Genomic DNA, 19,047 nt, shown 5'->3' on the forward strand with positions numbered 1-19,047 from the left:
TGGTTCGGTTTTTTCGTCATTGCGAGGAAAATTACGAAGTAATTGTACGTCCGCAATCTCAAGTTTGTTATTATTTCATGAGATTGCCACGCAGCCTATGGCTCTGCTCACAATGACGACCCGATATCCACACAACAATGCCTTGCGGGAATGACAGTGGAAAACCGAACCACTCAACAACTACGCTATTTACTATATCCTTTTAAAATCTCAAAATCTTGCCCTTGGAGCAAGAATTTTTCAGGTAATGTAATTTTTGCTACAAAATTTTTTACATCTGCGCTTTGTAAATAGATTGTAGCTTTAGCATTACTCTGATCTTCATTATTTATACGAGCTGCAAGCAAGGTTACTATCTGCCGTAATTCTTCATGATTTTGTGGATAAAACTGTAATTCAAATTGTTTATTATTAATTGCATCCTCAATTGATGAAAAGCTTTTTGCCGTTAGTTTTATTCCTCCCTCATCTTTAACTATGTCACAATTAACAACTACCAAACTTTTAACATCAAGTAAATGTACATAATCTTTTAAAACTTCCTCACTAAAAATACTAAGTTCAAAGATATTCTCAGGATCGGAAAGCACGAGCGTCACAAACCTACCTCTTGCCGACATACGAGAATCCTTTTTTTGTATTACACCGGCAAGATTTACTCGGTTAGTACCATCAGGTAAGTTATTATGCAAATCCGCAGTATTTAAAATATTTAAACGACTAAATATTTCTTGATATTCCGTAAGAGGATGATTAGAGATAAATAAACCCATAGCCTCAAATTCATAAAAGGCTAAAGTATTTTTATCGGCATAATCGCTTGATACTAAAATAGTTGGACTTAAACTAGAAACTTTAATTAAGCTAAATTGATTAGATTCCTGCTCTTCGTGATATGCAGTTGAATAAGAAAGCAATTTTGGAATGCTTGACAATAATTGCAATCGATTATCATGCAGCTCATCAAAACAGCCTGACTTAATTAAATTTTCCAATAATTTACTGTTAATAGATTTTGGGGGTAATCTTTCAATAAAATCAGTAATTGATTTAAACGCCCCTCTTGCTTTTCGCTCATCCGTTACTAACTTACCGAAATTCGGCGTAACTCCCTTAATAGCACCTAAGGCGAAGATTATTGCACCCGCGATGTCACACCGTGGCTTGACCACGGTATCTTTTGAAATTTCCTGGATACCACGATCAAGTCGCGGGATGACAGGCTTTACGCTATGCGGGATGACAGTGTCCGAAAACTTTACACTAAAATACCCTTCAGAAATATTAATATTAGGTGCAATAATTTTTATGCCGTTATCTTTTGCTTCTTGTAAAAATAAATTAATTTTATCGTGATTATTCAATTCAAGATTTAAGCATGCTACTAAAAATGCAGCAGGATAATTAGCTTTAAGATATGCAGTTTGGTATGAAATAACACCGTAAGACGCAGCATGTGCCTTATTAAAACCGTATCCGGCAAATTTAGCCACGGTCGCAAAAATGGATTTAGCTTGAGATTCCGAAATATTATTAGCAATTGCTCCTTTAACAAAAATTTCTTCCTGCTCCTCCATTTCTTTTTTTATCTTCTTACCCATTGCTCTCCGAAGTAAATCGGCAGCTCCTAGCGTATAACCTGCAAGAACCTGAGCAATTCTTTGTACCTGCTCCTGATATATCACCACTCCGTAAGTTTCTTCTAAGATTGGTTGCAATAGCTCATGTAAATAATCAGGCTGTTGTAATTTATGCTTACAAGCTATATAGGTAGGAATATTTTCCATAGGACCAGGACGGTATAACGCACCAAGAGCTATCAAATCATGTATAGAATCAGGTTTAAGGCGTCTAAGTGCATCTTTCATCCCGATACTTTCAAATTGGAAAACGCCGACTCCTTTACCTTTACACAACATTTGATAAGTCTTATTATCATCAAACGTCATATTGTTAAAATCTACTTCTATCCCTTGCTCTTTAAGCAGTTTCTTACAATCGGTAATAACCGTTAGGGTTTGTAGCCCTAAAAAATCAAATTTAATTAAACCGGCAATCTCGGAATATTTCATAGAATAACCGACTACCAGCATATCGGAGTTAGCATCTTTATATACCGGTACTATATCGACTAAATCAGTACCTGCTATTACGATTCCTGCAGCATGAGTTGAGGAATGCCTATGCAGCCCCTCAAGAATTAACGAAGTATCAATCACTAACTTAATTAACTCCGCTTCACCGTCTAAATTATACAGCCCATTACCTTTAGCGGCATTTGCAAGCTCCGGAACTTCACGCATTGCCTGTTCTAAGCTAACTGGATTAACTGCACTAAAAGGGACAAGCTCCGTTAGATAATCAGCGAATTTATAAGGTAAGCTAAGCACACGAGCGACATCCTTAATTACAGCCTTTGCCTGCATCTTACCGAAAGTTATAATCTGTCCTACTCTATTATTACCGTATTTGGAACGTACGTAATTAATTACTTCCTCACGCCTTTCCTGACAAAAATCAATATCAAAATCAGGCATTGAAATACGTTCAGGATTTAAAAATCTTTCAAATAATAAGCCAAATTTAATCGGATCGAGATCAGTAATAAGCAAGCTCCAAGCAACAACCGAGCCTGCTCCCGATCCTCTACCCGGTCCGACTAAAATACCCTCTTTTTTACTCCATTTAACAAAATCAGATACAATCAAAAAATAACCGGCAAAATTCATATTACAGATAATATCCAGCTCATAATTAAGACGAGCAAAATATTCGGTTTTCAATGCTTCTTGATTCTCTAACGCAATATTTTCAGATTTAAACTTTGTAGCAAGCCTTGCAAGCAACCCTTCTTTTGCATCTTTTTTAATTAAATCCGTTTCACTAATATCTTTGGTGGCAAAATTAGGCAGCATCGGCGGGTTTGCATGTGCGGCAAAATAACAACGCTCTCTTAAATTCACGGTATTTTGGATGGCACTAGGTAAATCGGAAAAAAGCTCTATCATCTCATGCGGTGATCTAAAATAACAATTTTCGCTAACTGTTTTTCGATCCAGATATTCTTTAGTAACACCGGCTGATATACATAACAATACATCATGTGCATCATGCATGCTTTTCTCACTAAACAAAACTTTATTAGTAGCAACAAGCGGAATAGCAAGCTCGGCAGCAATTCTAATATAACTATCCTCAATAAACTGTTCTTCCGGTAGCTCATGTCTCATAATCTCAAAGTAAAAACGATCTCCTAAAATTTCCTGTAATTTACGTGCAAACAGCATCGCTTGCTCCTCGTTGCGAGCTAGCAAGCATTTTCCGACAATACCGTCGGTATAACAGCATAATCCTATTAATCCTTCTTGATATTCGATTAAATCTTCAAAATCAATGTGATCGCATATCTTACGATCATTTTTAGTAAAAGTAAGGCTTGATAGTTTGAGTAAATTTTTATAACCAGTTTCATCTTTAGCTATAAGCAAAATTTGAGCAAAAATATCTATATCGTATTTTATATTTAGAATAACTCCGTGTATCGGCTGCAGTCCTTTTTTTACTGCACATAATGCAAACTCTAATGAGCCGAATAAATTTCCCTTATCTGCCAAACAAATAGCAGGCATTTTATTCGATGAAGCAAGTTCTACTACCTTCTCAATCGTTAATGCACTTTCTAGAAAAGAATAAGAGCTTTGAGTTCTTAAATGAATAAATTCAGGTCGCATTTTAAATTAATGTTAAAGTTTATTGTCTTACTGTATGACTCCTTATGTCATTCCCGTAGACTTTTTATGTTATTCCCGCGTAGGCGGGAATCCAGTACTTTAAAACTTTTTAAAAGCTCGATTTATCTCGCTTTACCCTGGATTCCCGCCTACGCGGGAATAACATCGGAAGCCTTAACGACAAGACTAAATTTTACTTCCAACTGCATAATATCTAAAACCGATTTTTTTCATTGCTTCATTATCTAGTATATTTCTAAAATCAATGATTATCGGCGATTTTACTAAATCATAAATTTCTTGCCAATTAAGTTCTTTAAATTCTGACCATTCAGTTGCAATAACTATAATATCTACTGATTTACAGGCGTCAACTGCTGAATCTAAATATAGCAAATTTTTATGTTCCAAATTCTTTTTAGCATTTTCAAGACCGATAGGATCAAATGCTTTAACATATACATCTTTATTTAATAAGATCTTTACAATTGCGATGGCAGGGCTTGCTCTTACATCATCTGTTCCTGCTTTATATGTTAAGCCTAAAATTGCTATATTTTTACCTTTTAAATCTCCGTCTAACAAAGTAGCTATTTTATCTACCATATTACTTGGACGCTGCTTATTACTTTTAATTACTGCCTTAAGAATCCTACAATCTATATGATGATTTTCTACAAGATTATTTAATGCTAGAATATCTTTTGGAAAGCACGAACCGCCAAAACCAGGTCCTGCATTTAAAAAATTTTGACCGATTCTTTGGTCAAGTCCTACACCTTTAGATAAATCTTTAATATTACCGCCGATTTTTTCACATAAATCAGCCATCTCATTAATAAAAGCAATTTTGGTAGCTAAGAAACTATTTGAAGCATATTTAATAAGTTCGCTCGTCACTAAATCGGTAACCACAAACTTTACACCTTGTAAAGGTGCATAAATTTTTCGCAATATTTCCTCTGATTCTTTATTATTTACACCGATAACTATACGATCAGGATATAAAAAATCTTCTACCGCACTACCCTCTCTTAAAAACTCAGGATTAGAAGCAACATTAAATGAAAAGCCTCTTGATTTTAAATAAGCTATAATATTACTGCAACTACCCGGCGGAACGGTAGATTTTATGACTATTAAACAATCTTTATTTATATGCTCGAAAACTTTATCAATAGCATCATAAACATATTTTAAATCCGCTTCTCCCAACCCTTTTGAAGGTGTACCGACCGTAATAAATATTGCATCAGCATTTTGAAGTTCATTATTATAAATATTTGTAAATTTTAACCTATCAGATTCTAAAGCTTGCTTAAGATACTCATCAAGTTTAGCTTCATAAATCGGTAATATTTGCTTATTTAATTTGGATATTTTAACCTCATCATTATCAAGACAAGTAACATCATGACCTAAATAGCCCATAATAATACCTGAGACTAATCCCACATATCCGCTACCGATAAATGTAATATTCATAATTTTTTGTGATTTTTATATTAAATTTTTAAATTATACGTTATATTCCAAGTGTATACCTCAAATAAATGAAGAGTAGTATAGACGAAGCTCAATTTCAAAAAGTGCAAGGAGTCCACAAGACGAGGAACAGAGCGTATACTTAATACGTGAGTACCGGAGTACTTGTAGGATGACGTAGCCAATTTTTGCAGTTCTATCCGAGTATATAAAGCTTTTATCATATTTCAATAGATTTACAAGCTCAAATGAATTTTATTAAAAAAACCTTTATTAGTATTTTTATAATTCTGATTTCATTATCTTTGGCTATAACTCTAACTGTTTATAGTGCAAATAAAGGACACTTAAATGAACCTTTGAAAAAAATAATTGAATTTTATTTAAGTAAAAATGATATAAAGGCTGTACTACATAATTTAGAATTTAAAGAAAACCGATTATCCATAGATAAAATTTCCTTAAGTCTTATAGATAATGCTAGAGGAGAAATTAACGATTTTAATCTTTTCTTTAATTTCAAAAATTTCTTCTCTAATTCGTTAATAGAGGCTAATTTTAATATCGATAAAATTTCCGTAATTTCAAATAACGATGAAGAGATTATAAATACTTCAACGACCGGTGATTATTCGTTAAATATAATTAAAAAAAATTCCCTAACCGACATACGACTAACTTCAATAAAAAGTGATATCCTAACTGATGAGCAAGGAGCAGACTTACCTCTAGGAAATGCTTTATGCTCATATAAAACCACCTATTCTAAATATAATCCAAAGACTGTTAATTGCAAACTCACCTTTGGGAACAAAGCTTTTTTATCACTAAGCGGTATAATAACCGATAAAAATATCGATGCAAGTGCAGCTGCCGCAAATATGCCTTTAATAATTTATCAAACAGTCGAAAAAATCATTCCGGATAATCCTATAATCTCATATTTACGAGAACATATAAAACAAGGTTACATCCAAAACGGAGAATTAAATATTAAATTAGATAAAAAATTTTTTAAAAAAAATATTTTAGTAGAAGATAATTTAAAAGCAAATTTACATATCTCGAATTTTGAATATAAATATCATACAGATTTACCACCTTTGACTAAAGTTGATACTAATATAATCATTTCAGGACCGGAAATAAAATTTCTAATTAATGAAGCATATAGCGGTAAAAGTGTCGTTTCAGACGGTATTATGACTTTCAAATGGGAAGGACTGGATAAATCACAATTTGTTTTTAATGCTACTGCTAAAGGTGAAATTAATGACTTAATTGCCTTTGTTCCAAATGATGCATATCAAAATATTAAAGCTCAAAATATTGATCTTAAAAAAATCAAAGGAACGGCAAATTCAATAATAGAGCTAATAATTCCTATTAGCCCCAATATCCCTAATAGCTATAATGTTTTGTCGACATTAACAAATATCTCTTTTAACACCTTAGACAATAATATCCTATTACAAAACGGTGAAGCCAAAGGTAGTTTTAAAGATAATAAACTAAATATTAGCGGTAAAGGTAACATTAATAATTATGCAAGCAGCTTTACTTATGATCATGATATATCGGATAAAAATAATGAGTGTTTACTTAAAATAAAAAGCAATATTGCGGCAAATAATCAAAGATTTGGAGTATTTAAATTAATTTCAGGCAGCACCGTTTTAAATTTTGAGTATAAAAAACAGCATACTAATGAGAGTTTTATTACCGTTAATTCTAATCTTAATAATTTAGAATTTTATATAGATAAAGTATCTATTCATAAAAAATTATATAAAAAAGCCAATTTATATTTATATACTAAATTAAATGATAAAAATTTCGATAGAAATATTGTATTTAACCTTTCAGGGCAGGATAATCTAAAAATTAACGGTAATGCCTTAATTAAGAAAAATATTTATAATATTAATCTAGCCTCTGTTAAACATAATCATACGGATTTAAAAGGAAACATAATCATAGATAACCATAATCTTAATACGACACTTTATGGAAACAGATTAGATTTATCAAATGCTAATATGATGCAGTTTTTAGAAAAAGCGGGAGATTCTACACGTAATATTAATTTAAAAACTAATATATCAAAAATACTTTTAAAGAATAATATAATTCTAGGTAATCTTGATTTAGCAATTAAATGTGATAAAGTGCGGTGTTTCTCCGGCTTTCTAAATGCTAATATTGATAATAAAAAAGTTAAGATGTCGCTTACTGCTAAGGAAACTTTTGAACAATGGTTCATTGAATCCGATAATGCCGGAGCATTGCTTAAGGGACTTGGAATGTATACCACTATGCAAAACGGTCAAATTAACATCAACTTAAATACAAAAAGATATGAAGTAAAAAAAGGTGAAATAGTGCCAATATTAGACGGCAAATTTTCTATAAAACATTTTACGGTAGTCGATACTCCTTTTTTAACACGGCTTGTTTCCTTTGTTTCGTTACCGGGTTTTCTTAGTTCAATAACTAATAATAAACATATTTTATTTGAAGATATGAGCGGTAAATTTAATTATAGAGGAAATATAATTACAATTTTTGATACGGAAGCACATGGACCGTTCTTTGATTTTACTATGACAGGTAATATTGATACCAAGCAGCAATTAATTATGGTTAAAGGAAATGTTATTCCTTCCTTTTTCTTAATCAGCACTATTGTAACTAAAATACCGGTAGTCGGTAAAATATTTTCTAAAGTCGCTCCTTACTCCCTAAAAATGAAATATTAAGTAACTATTTAAAGCTATTAGATTTCATGTACAAAATTTTTAATCATTCCCTTATGTCATTCCTGCAAGGCATTATTGCGTGTGTACCTAATCGTCATTGCGAGCGACTGAAAGCGTTGTTGCATGGCTCAAAAAACGTGTTCGGTGTCATACCATGGCTTGACCACGGTATCCAGAAAACAACTAAAAATACTAACAATATTAGTATTTGGGTCCTGCTACAAACTTGCGGGATGACAGAAGTGGAAGCAAGCCATACAACAAAGCCACAACTGCAAGGAGCGTGGTGGCAATCCAGAAATAATAATAGAATATTCTGTAAATCAGAATTTTTTACTGGATTGCTTCGTCGCAACTTACAGTTTTTCCTCACAATGACGTTGAAGATCAATTCATGCAAGAATGACATAAATAACCATACATATTTAATCGGTATTTTACTTTTAGGCTTAATTTCCGGTCTGACGTTCAATTTAATTTTTTTTACAGTTCCATATCAATTATCCGAAGCAAAATACACCACTGATATAATAGGTTCGATATCACTAGCTGCCTTTCCGTATTGCTTAAAGGTCATATGGTCACCTTTTATAGATAAATACTCTATACCTTTTTTATGTTCTAAATTCGGTCACAGGCGTGGCTGGGCATTGGTATCACAAATATTTTTAATCCTAGCGATGACGGGGTTCTTAAACATAAGCCCTTGTAATAACTTATATATTACTGCAATTATCTTATTTATTATTTCATCCTGCAGTTCTACACAAGATATTGTACTTGATGCATATAGAATTGAGAGACCTACATCTAAAGAAGAGCTTTCAATGGCTTTTACCTTTAGTAGCATAGGGTTTCGTTTAGGTATGTTACTTGGCAGCGTCGGTACTTTATATTCATCAATTATTTTCGGCTGGAATACAGTATATAAATCGGCTCTATTCATTACTCTAATTGGACCTATAGTAATTTTATGTATCAAAGAACCACAATCAAAAGAAATACACCATACAACTACTCATTTAATAGGATTACAACAATATTTTGAAGTTATTAAAAAAAGTATTATCTCCTTAAAAAATGAACAGCAATATTTACTGCTAATTATATTGTTTATCTTTTTATATAAGGCTGCGGATTCTATACCTATGGCTATGAGTTCGCCTTTATTGCTCGATTTAAGTTTTACTACTCATGAAATTGCCGTTATTTACAAAGCTTACGGGTTACTAATCATGATCGTCGGAGGAGCTTTAAGCGGCGTTTTAGCTGCAAAAATGGGTATATTTCATAGTGTCTTAATTGGTGGAGTTATTCAATTATTGTCACCTCTTATGTTTATGATTCTTGCTACTATCGGCTATGATATAAAGACATTTATAATAACTGTTACAGTACAAAATTTTTGTGCAGGCTTTGCAGGAACTATTATCTCTATCTATTTTGCTAGCCTTTGCAATAGTGAATTTGTTGCCACACAATATTCTATTATTGCATCTTTTAGCTCGCTTAGCCGTATTATTCTAGCTAGCCTTGGCGGTATTTGTGCAAAATATCTTACTTGGCCTGTATTCTTTTTAGGTAATACTCTGTTTAGCATGTTATTTATCCCGATATTTTATAAAATATATAGAAAGAAACTAGGCTTTGTGAATATTTCTAAAAAGATATGACAATTATTAAAAAAAGTTTATAATATTGATATATATTTCTGCGAAATGAAGAGTCAGAATTTTTATGAAACTATATAGTTTTCAAGAACATTTATTAGAATTAAAAATAAGGCTTCTTAGAATATTTACTGCTTTTATAATTATATTTGCTATTTGCTATTATTTTAGCGACAATATTTATAGTGTTTTATTAAAACCGCTTGCTAAGCTAAGCGGTGATACGGTACGAAATATAATTTATACAGGGCTTACAGAAGCATTTTTTACCTATATTAAACTTGCAGCTTTTACTGCTTTTACTATTATTATACCTATAATTGCTTTGGAGTGTTATTTATTTATCAGTCCCGGGTTACACCGCCATGAAAAAAAAATTATCGCTTTTATTCTTTTTATGTCGCCTATTTTATTTTGGTGCGGTAGTATTTTTGTTTTTTACTTTGTAATGCCGAAAGCTTGGAATTTTTTTCTTAGTTTTGAAAAACGTGATATGATCGTACCGATAGTTTTGGAAGCAAGAATTAGCGAGTATCTAAATTTAGTTATTCATTTAATTATTGCTTTTGGAGTCGCCTTTCAACTGCCAGTTGTGATAATGATATTAAATATACTAAAAATAGTTAAGGTACAAACACTTAAGCAAAAAAGATGCATTGCCGTGGTAATTAACTTTATTATTGCAGGAATATTAACGCCTCCTGACATTTTAAGCCAGTTTGCTCTTGCAATACCGCTACTTTTATTATATGAAACTTCAATAATGATATGTAATTTTATAGAAAAACTGAGGACACTAAATGTTAAATATCAAATGGATTAGAAAAAATAAAGAATTGTTCGATGAAAAGCTTAGCCAAAGATTTATTGAACCTATGTCTAGTAAAATTGCTATGCTCGACGGAGAGAAAAGAAAAATTACGAGTTTAATTCAAGAATTTCAGCATGCACGTAATGTAAAATCAAAGATTTTAGGTAATATGGCCTCTAAAAGCGGCGAAGAATTTGAAGGGTTACAAAGAGATGTCAAACATATAAATGAGAAGTTGGAAGCACTTGAACAGGATCTAAATAATAATAACGAATTAAATGAACTATTAAATATGTTTCCTAATATTCCGGACGAAGAAGTACCTTACGGAATGGATGAAAGTATGAATAAATTAGTTCGTACTTACGGAGAGACAAATCCAAATGCTTTGAATAAAAAGCATTTTGAACTAGGTATAAAATTAAATTTAATGGATTTTGAACAAACTGCTAAAATTTCTGGAACTAGATTTGTAACGTTAAAAGGTGATTTAGCAAAGCTAGAACGTGCTTTAATTAATTTTATGATTGATGTTCATACTAAAGAGTGGGATTTCTTTGAGATATCACCTCCGGTATTAGTTCGAGATAATGCTATGTATAATGCAGGACAACTACCTAAATTTGCCGAAGAGTCTTTTGCAACAACCAATGGTTACAGACTAATTCCAACCGCAGAAGTATCTTTAGTAAATATGGTCGCCGATACTATTATACCAAGAGAAAAATTACCGATACGTTATGTTGCTTACACCCCGTGCTTTAGATCAGAAGCAGGTAGTAGCGGTAGAGATACAAGAGGTATGATTAGATTACATCAGTTCGGTAAAGTTGAGCTAGTATCTATTACTACCCCTGAAGAATCAACAAATGAGCATGAATATATAACTAATGCATCAGAGACTATTTTACAAAAACTGAATCTTCCTTATCGTGTTATGTTACTTTGCACCGGAGATATGGGATTTGCGGCAAAAAAAACCTATGATATAGAAGTATGGCTTCCGGGACAAAAGCAATATCGCGAAATTGCTAGCTGTTCTAATTGTGGAGATTTTCAAGCACGTAGAATGAAAGCAAGATATAAAGAATTCGGCAGTAACGAAACTACCTTAGTTCATACTTTAAATGCTTCAGGATTACCTATCGGAAGAACTATGGTTGCAATACTTGAAAATTATCAGAATGAAGATGGATCAATAACTATACCGGATGTCTTGATAAATTACATGGGAGGATTACAAAAAATCATTGCCTATAGTGAATAATTGTTTATTAAATATAAAGTTTCTAGTTGTTGTTAAATTGGCTTTGTTGCATGGCTCTTATGTCATTCCCGCTTTCGCGGGAATGACATCGAGTAGAGACCTACGGCTGCTCGCAATGACGCCTCTAGCATCCACGCAGGCAAAGTTCATTAGTATATACTCCTGTGAAATGAAGAGTTATTATACGAAGTTCAACTTGGAAAAGAGCAAGGAGTCTGTAAGCCGAGGGGCGGAGCGTATACTTAATACGTGAGCATCCGAGGACTTACAAAGACGACGTAGCCAATTTTTCAAGTTGAACGAGTATACAAAACGATAATTTAAATTCAGGTTATTTGTGTTTAGTGGTTTACGAAAATTTGATAAAGATATATATAATTATAATGCTCCTAATTTTATACCTATAGCATGTCATTATAATGAAAATACTTTACTTACCAAAGACGGTAAATTACTACAAATTATCAAAATACACGGCATTACCTCAGAGAAAATAAGCGATAACATACAAAATTTACGTGAAATGGTTAGAGTTTCTATAAAAAAGAATATAACCGATTATGATTTTGCTTTTTGGCTACATACAATACGAGAAAAACAAAACTTAGACGATTCAACTCCTTACAAAAAATTATTACCGGCAAATATTCATACCTTATGGCAAAGAAAAAACCATTGGAATGATAAATTCGTTAATACTTTATATATATCTATAGTACATGATTCTGCTAAAGTTAACATCACAAATTTTAACTCTTTAATAAATTCTTTATCTCATAAATTAATTACTGATTTTGAAAATAAGTACTTAGATTCAGCTTTTCAAAAATTAGACAATATCACTAATAATATTTTAAATGATTTAAACGAATTCAGTGCTGAAAAACTCGGTATAACATTTGAAAATGATAATGTTTTTTCTAATCCTTTATTTTTATATAATCGCATAGCTAACCTTAATAATAATGATTGTTTGGTACCTATAATAGATTTATCCGATGCAATAGGTAGAAGTATTTATAAAATTAGCAGCGATAAAATGGTAGTTACGGATCATGAGAAAAATAATAAATTCGTTTCTTTACTATCTATAAAAGAATATCATGAAACTCCTTCTAATACACTGGATAAATTTTTACAGTTACCGATTGAATTAATAATAACTGAAATATTTTACTTTGTTAGCAAAAAACAAGTAATATCCAAATTGCGTGGTCAAGATTATATTCTAAAAATTACTAACGACTCAACTTTACTTAATCACAAAGGGATTAATAAGCTTGATGCAGCTAATTTAGATTTTCAATTTTGTAATCAGCAAATTTCAATTGCCGTTATAGAAGAAGATGAAAATAAACTAGATGCAGCCGTAGCTAAAGCATCAACCGAACTTTTTAAACTTGGTATTATTCATGTAAAAGAAGATATTAATATTGAGCAAATATTTTGGTCGCAATTACCTGCTAACTTTGCCTTTATACGTAGAATGTCGCCATTATCCGTAGAGCATATTGCTTCTCTTACCGCTCTTCATAATACTACACTCGGTAATCAATATAATCCTTGGGGTAAGGCTATAACTTTACTGCGAACCGAGAAAGGTACTCCATATTTCATGAATTTTCATGATAAAACGAATAAAGGTAATACTTGCATCTTTGGTACGGGGAAAACCGGCAAAACCGTATTATTGAACTTTTTAATATCAGAATCGACTAAATACGATCCAACAATAATTTATATCTCTAATAATAATGATTCTAAAATTTTTATCGAGGCAATAGAAGGCAAATGGTTAGAACCGGACAAACAAATTATCAATCCATTTTTAGTAGATGATACAGAAAAATCACAAGCATTCATTTTAGAATTTTTAAAATTAATCAGTGGTCATTATATTTCACCTCTTAGCGAAATAGAGATATCCTTTCTAGAGAAATTAAAAAATAAAATTTTATCAATTGAAAAAGAAAAACGTATTTTTTCCGATATTTTAAAATTAGAAGATTTTAAGGAGGAAGGAGGAATACAAATACTTGATAAACTTAAAGTTTTTACCGAAGAACAATTATATTCCGGATTATTTGACGGATCGTCTCTTAACATTGAAGAAGGGAAAGTTATAGGGTTTAATTTATATAAACTTTCTGATGAGCCGTTTTCTAAACAATTTTACCCGACGGAGAGAAAATTTTTAGAACAATTTAATAATAATTTAAAGAAACACCAAAGTATTAGTGCAGCAGTAATTTATGCTTTTACTTATCATTTAAGTCTAGTTGGCACAAAACCTAAAATATTTGCTGCCGATAATTTTGATAAACTTTACAGACCTGAGATTTATTATGATAATATAAATTTAATCTATAATAATTTGTCTCAAAATAACGGTATTTTCGTCAGTAATTTCAATTTTATTTATCTTAAGTCATATCCAAAATATACTATAAAACCTTGGCTTGATTTAATTAATACTAAAATTATTCTACCGTCTGACGTTAAAATAGAAGATTTAGATAAAATTTTAGGTTTAAGCAAGCCGGAAATACGAAAATTATCACAGCTAACACTTTCTGCAAGAATGTTCTTAATTAGTAAGGATAATGAATCGATAGCTTCTGAATTAAGTATTGCCGCTTTAATAGGAGTTGTCCGTATTTTATCAAGCAGACAGGAGGAAATGGATATTTATAAAAAAATACTTGAACAACACCAAGGTCCTCCGGATAATTGGGTTAATTACCTATATAATGAGTTAAATACGGACTAATATTTCACTCTGTCATCCCGTGATTTATTATGGGATCCAAAAAAAATTAAAAAGGACTGGATCCCGCTACAAGCTCGTGGGATGACAATAATTTATTATGAACTATAAAAACAACGAGCATAAAGAATACTCAAAGTGTTAAAAAAATATTTACTATTTTTCCTATTTTCATTTTTCTCATTTAATGTATATGCATCTATTTGGGATGATATAGTCACTTGTCTTAGCGATCCATGTAATTGCGGTCAAAGTGAGAGAACGGAAATTTGGAATAAGGATGGAGGCATCAATGCAAAGCCAAGAGGACCTTTTAAACCAGGCACATTATGTCCTCCTTGGAATAAAAGCGACGGTCGTAATAATGATACTTGTTTATTAAAATTTGATTACCCAGGTATATTTATCGGTTTTTTACTCAATAGATGTGCAGAAGAAGCTCCTGATAGTAGTTACTTTACTCCAAAAATTCGTATTAGAGTTCAAAGCTGTAATGCCATAGCTTGTTGGCACCAAAACTCTACTTTAAATTGGGATGGAGAATGTGTATTATGGCCTACAGGTTACGGTATACCTCTAACTAGAGTCTGTGCTAGAGTTGCCGTACCGGATATGCCTCCACCTCCCGGGATAAATGCCCCACCTTCCCCTGCAGATCCAGGTTATACCGATGGAGTACATCTCAATAAAGTCGGTTATACAGAAACTGATAATAAGATAATCGGTATAGACGGAAAAATAATTACTTTAAAACCTCCTAAACTTTGTGCTTATAGCGATCCTGGACTTGTTAACCTTGTTTCAGATTCTGGTGTACATCTTGATCCGATGGACTGGAATCCTAATCGTCAACCTCTTCATCAAACTAACAAACTTAGCCCTATTGCAAAAGTATTAAAATTTTTAGTTGAAACGATAAAAGGAGTAAGTTTACCAAGTTTATTAGGGCAGCTTCTTGGTATGATAGATCAAAATTCAGAATTTATAAAAGTACTTCAATCAATACTTAATGCAATAGGAGAGATTTTTAATTTTTTTCCTGCTTTAATAATAAAAATTATTGAAGCACTTGGGTCATTAAACGGTGCTGTAGATAGCTATTCTTTTGGTTGTGTACAATTACCTTTAGGGCCTTTTCCACCACCATATTGTCCAAATTTAGATTATATTAGCACTAGTGCGAGTGCTCATAATGTATGTAGCATAAAAGATGCAAGCGGCCAGTTTGACCAATCTTCTACTAATCCGGCTTGTGTAGTGCCATCTAATATTAATGTTAAAAACAATATTGTTAATAATACCATACGTGTTAGCTTTAGCAATCTTGTTCCGCTTTGCACGAGTTCTCGCTCTGACCTCAAAACTTGTGTAGAACCACGTAATATAGATTTTTCTTCAGCAAAAATTACTCATACTAATACGGCTTTTAAAGATTTAATTAAATCGTGTAAGAATACTTCAGGCAACACTCCATGTATTAATACAGAAATTTCTACGCCATGTAGTGTTACGGCTAACGGTTGTAATGAGGGATTTAGAATAGTATATTCGCAGAAAATTGGAAATGTAGAAACACCCAGCGATTACTACATAAGCGATATACCGGACTGTCCAAGTTCTAATTCAACTACCTGTCAAAAAGTGTGGGGAGTTAATATCGGTGAATTTAAGGATGTAAGCGTAAAATTTCCTGAGGTACAAAAGCAAGATACAACTAGCTTAATGCCTATAAAGACAGATGTCATCTTAAAAGACAACAACGGTAAAGATAGAAAGCTTTATGTCTCTATTAGTAATACCGAAGACGATAAGCAAAATCCTAATAATATTTGCTTATTTGAGTCCGGTAATTTAATAGATTGTGTACCGCGAGTAAATCATTCTTACAGCTTAGCTGCTTATGAATGTGCAAAGCAATATGCCGGAATTACCTGTACTAATAATAGCAATCCCAACGATGCTTATTATAAACCGCAATTCATTGCGTCAGTACAAGTAAGAGAAGGCGACAATATCATAGATGAAACAAGCACTCTTGTAACGCCGTTAGCATACGCCGGACCTCCACCTCCCAACCCCACTGACACAGAAAGCATAGTAATGCTTGCCGGTTATAAGTATAGTTCTTCCGTTGCGTTTATACCTAAAGATCCAAAGGAAGATAAATATATTGCTATGCCGTTTTCAGGAGAGAATGTTCTAAATCAGTTGACTATTCACGGTAAATATAAAGACGATAAAGCACCTTATGATAGTAATGGAAATCCTGACTCAAGTGCGGTATATTTAAAATATTTAGAATATATAAATGGTAAATATATCCAAGGTGGAACGCATGCCTGCTTGATGCCGAAAAATTTCCAACATTGTAACCCTATGCTGCGTCCTACTTTACCTGATGGATCACCTATGCCCGGTTACAATCATGACTCAACAAATTGTGTACTTGCTAAACTCAACAACAACGATACTATAAATTGCAAAGATTTTAAAAATAAATATAACGTTAAATATCCAAATCTTGGCTTATGTAAAAAAGATATAGATCTAACGCGCTGTACTCTAGAAGAAACAGTGTCAGGTCCAGGAAGAGGTATTACAATTTATACTTGCAATATAAATAAGATTCCGAGTAAATGCTATACCAATAACGATAAGGCTAATACTCCAATATGTGTTTTAAGTAGGGATTATACAGATAGAATCGAGCCGAAACCTAACATAGGACCAATATTAGTACCGGTAGATCCTTCAAAATATTATACAGTGACATATACAAAAGGAGATAACAATACTCCTCCTGAGCCGACATATAACGCTGAGACTGAGGATGTAAGAGATAAAACTTGGCAAGAGCTAAATCTTTGTGTTCCTATATTAGTACCTACTTGTGCTAAAATTCCTAGCACAGAGAAAGCTCCTTCCGGTAACAATCACGGTAATGCAGAATGGCCTGAAAGCGATATAGGAGAACTTGCAAAAGGAAAATGCCCGACGAATTGGATACCTATTGATCCTAATAAACCTTTAGAACGCCATTGTTTATCATATTTTGATAGAAAGGTTGTCGAGTTTGAACCTTTAGGCCACAATGTCGGCTGTAGAAAATTTAAAGGATTCCCCATAAAAGTTGGTTATAACGACTTTCCATCAGACCAATTACTTGAGACCCCTTATAATCCGGTAACTCAAATAGGTGACTATATCTTCAACAAAAAACCGTTACCATATGGGAGCATTATGGCATTTCCAAACAATGGAGCACGTATAACTGCAACAAATAAACCGGACAATACAATATTGCATACTGTAGAATTCAAAGTAACTTTAGATGCAATAATGGACGATATTGAGTATTTTGAAGTAAAAGATTTATGGTATGATGATTGCACATTAATATATGTCAACGGCACAAAGTTACTTAGCTTCCCTACTAAAATTGATTCTCTAGATGAGAAAAGGTACTGTAACAATGGAAATGACCAAGGTCAAGCATTACAAGCTAAAAATTTACCGATTGATATAAAGCGTTATTTAAAACAAGGAGAAAATACTATAAGATTCCAGCTAAGAGTTATGTTTGATGGAGGACTATATTTCCACATGCAATATAAAATGAAGAGATAAATAAATGAGTTGGATTATTTTTTATACGGTAATCGCTGCTTTACTGATTCTCGATTTGGGAATAATACACAAAAAAAATACCATAATGAGCTTTAAAGAAAGCGTACTTTTTAGTCTTTTCTATCTTGTAATAGCTTGTTTATTCGGTATCTATGTTTACTATAATACGGGGGCAGATCATGCTCGTGAATATTATACTTGCTTTCTCATTGAGAAAGCTATGTCACTTGATAATATTTTTGTTATCTCTATTATTTTCCAATTTTTTAAAATTCCCTGGCAATATCAACATCGTGTTTTATTTTTCGGTATAATAGGCGTAATAATATTCAGAGCTGTAATGATTTACGGCGGTATTATTCTTATAAATAAATTTGCCTGGTTATTATATATTTTTGCCGTAATACTTATTGCTACAGGTATAAAAACTTTCTATGTATCACATAAAACTTTTGATATACAGAATTCTTATATTTACAAGTCAATAATAAAAAATCTAAATATTACCCCTAACCTTGAAGGGGATAAATTTGTTGTTAAACGTAATAACAAACTATATTGCACCCCCCTTTTTATATCTCTAGTACTGATAGAAGCAATAGATTTAGTCTTTGCTATAGATAGTATACCGGCAATATTCGCAATTACTAATGATGTTTATATAATTTATACTTCAAATATTTTTGCTATTTTAGGGCTTAGAGCGTTATTCTTTTGTTTAGCAGAAATTGTAGAACGTTTCAGTTATATAAAATATTCTTTGGCTTTAATTTTAATATTTATCAGCTTTAAAATATTTATTCATCATTATATAGCGATTCCGGAATATGTTGCGTTCACTGTAACTATTACTTTATTACTATTTGGTATAATTGTTTCCATAATTAGGAAAAATATGATTGACCATTAATAAAGGGGGTATATAATATT

At 32.2% G+C, this 19,047-nt stretch carries 10 protein-coding genes; 8 read left to right on the forward strand and 2 right to left on the reverse strand.

Features of this window, described 5'->3' with window-relative positions; all coding sequences use genetic code 11:
* Nucleotides 1-185: 185 nt before the first annotated feature.
* Together dnaE and ACSFFC_RS01505 are read right to left on the reverse strand one after the other, a co-directional pair.
* On the reverse strand, nucleotides 186-3,731 hold the full coding sequence (dnaE, locus tag ACSFFC_RS01500; protein ID WP_014411072.1) for a DNA polymerase III subunit alpha: 3,546 nt from the start codon (nucleotides 3,729-3,731) through the stop codon (nucleotides 186-188).
* A gap of 186 nt (nucleotides 3,732-3,917) precedes the next feature.
* Complete coding sequence (locus ACSFFC_RS01505) at nucleotides 3,918-5,216, reverse strand: UDP-glucose dehydrogenase family protein (RefSeq protein ID WP_014411073.1); 1,299 nt, start codon at nucleotides 5,214-5,216, stop codon at nucleotides 3,918-3,920.
* Nucleotides 5,217-5,464: 248 nt separating this feature from the next.
* On the opposite strand from ACSFFC_RS01505, the gene ACSFFC_RS01510 reads away from it, so the two are divergent.
* From ACSFFC_RS01510 to ACSFFC_RS01545, 8 genes are all read left to right on the forward strand, one after another.
* Nucleotides 5,465-7,975 (forward strand): YhdP family protein, encoded by a 2,511-nt coding sequence (locus tag ACSFFC_RS01510; protein ID WP_014411074.1) that lies wholly within the window; start codon nucleotides 5,465-5,467, stop codon nucleotides 7,973-7,975.
* A gap of 137 nt (nucleotides 7,976-8,112) precedes the next feature.
* Nucleotides 8,113-9,648 carry an MFS transporter gene (locus ACSFFC_RS01515; protein WP_081497794.1) on the forward strand — a complete coding sequence of 512 codons (1,536 nt, stop codon included), beginning with the start codon at nucleotides 8,113-8,115 and terminating at the stop codon, nucleotides 9,646-9,648.
* Nucleotides 9,649-9,712: 64 nt separating this feature from the next.
* A complete protein-coding gene (gene tatC / locus ACSFFC_RS01520) occupies nucleotides 9,713-10,468 on the forward strand; it encodes a twin-arginine translocase subunit TatC (protein WP_004997372.1) in 756 nt (251 codons plus the stop codon).
* Nucleotides 10,446-11,723 carry a serine--tRNA ligase gene (gene serS, locus ACSFFC_RS01525; RefSeq protein ID WP_014411076.1) on the forward strand — a complete coding sequence of 426 codons (1,278 nt, stop codon included), beginning with the start codon at nucleotides 10,446-10,448 and terminating at the stop codon, nucleotides 11,721-11,723. Before tatC ends, serS begins: the two co-directional genes overlap by 23 nt.
* 37 nt (nucleotides 11,724-11,760) lie before the next feature.
* Nucleotides 11,761-11,976: a palindromic element RPE5 domain-containing protein gene (locus ACSFFC_RS01530; RefSeq protein ID WP_014411077.1), complete on the forward strand. Its 216-nt coding sequence runs from the start codon at nucleotides 11,761-11,763 to the stop codon at nucleotides 11,974-11,976.
* Nucleotides 11,977-12,060: 84 nt separating this feature from the next.
* The gene (locus ACSFFC_RS01535) at nucleotides 12,061-14,493 is read left to right on the forward strand and encodes a VirB4 family type IV secretion/conjugal transfer ATPase (RefSeq protein ID WP_014411078.1); all 2,433 of its coding nucleotides are present in this window, start codon (nucleotides 12,061-12,063) and stop codon (nucleotides 14,491-14,493) included.
* Between the two features lie 135 nt (nucleotides 14,494-14,628).
* On the forward strand, nucleotides 14,629-18,117 hold the full coding sequence (locus tag ACSFFC_RS01540) for a hypothetical protein (protein WP_014411079.1): 3,489 nt from the start codon (nucleotides 14,629-14,631) through the stop codon (nucleotides 18,115-18,117).
* A gap of 4 nt (nucleotides 18,118-18,121) precedes the next feature.
* A complete protein-coding gene (locus ACSFFC_RS01545) occupies nucleotides 18,122-19,027 on the forward strand; it encodes a TerC/Alx family metal homeostasis membrane protein (RefSeq protein WP_014411080.1) in 906 nt (301 codons plus the stop codon).
* Nucleotides 19,028-19,047 lie beyond the last annotated feature (20 nt).

It is taken from the genome of Rickettsia parkeri (assembly GCF_051427245.1).
In the GTDB taxonomy this organism is placed as follows: domain Bacteria; phylum Pseudomonadota; class Alphaproteobacteria; order Rickettsiales; family Rickettsiaceae; genus Rickettsia; species Rickettsia rickettsii.

What these genes read in the sequence shown, in the direction of transcription:
- ACSFFC_RS01510 (WP_014411074.1), top strand. Translation starts at nt 5,465, where the DNA reads ATGAATTTTATTAAAAAAACCTTTATTAGTATTTTTATAATTCTGATT.
- serS (WP_014411076.1), top strand. Translation starts at nt 10,446, where the DNA reads ATGTTAAATATCAAATGGATTAGAAAAAATAAAGAATTGTTCGATGAA.
- tatC (WP_004997372.1), top strand. Translation starts at nt 9,713, where the DNA reads ATGAAACTATATAGTTTTCAAGAACATTTATTAGAATTAAAAATAAGG.
- dnaE (WP_014411072.1), bottom strand. Translation starts at nt 3,731, where the DNA reads ATGCGACCTGAATTTATTCATTTAAGAACTCAAAGCTCTTATTCTTTT.
- ACSFFC_RS01505 (WP_014411073.1), bottom strand. Translation starts at nt 5,216, where the DNA reads ATGAATATTACATTTATCGGTAGCGGATATGTGGGATTAGTCTCAGGT.
- ACSFFC_RS01545 (WP_014411080.1), top strand. Translation starts at nt 18,122, where the DNA reads ATGAGTTGGATTATTTTTTATACGGTAATCGCTGCTTTACTGATTCTC.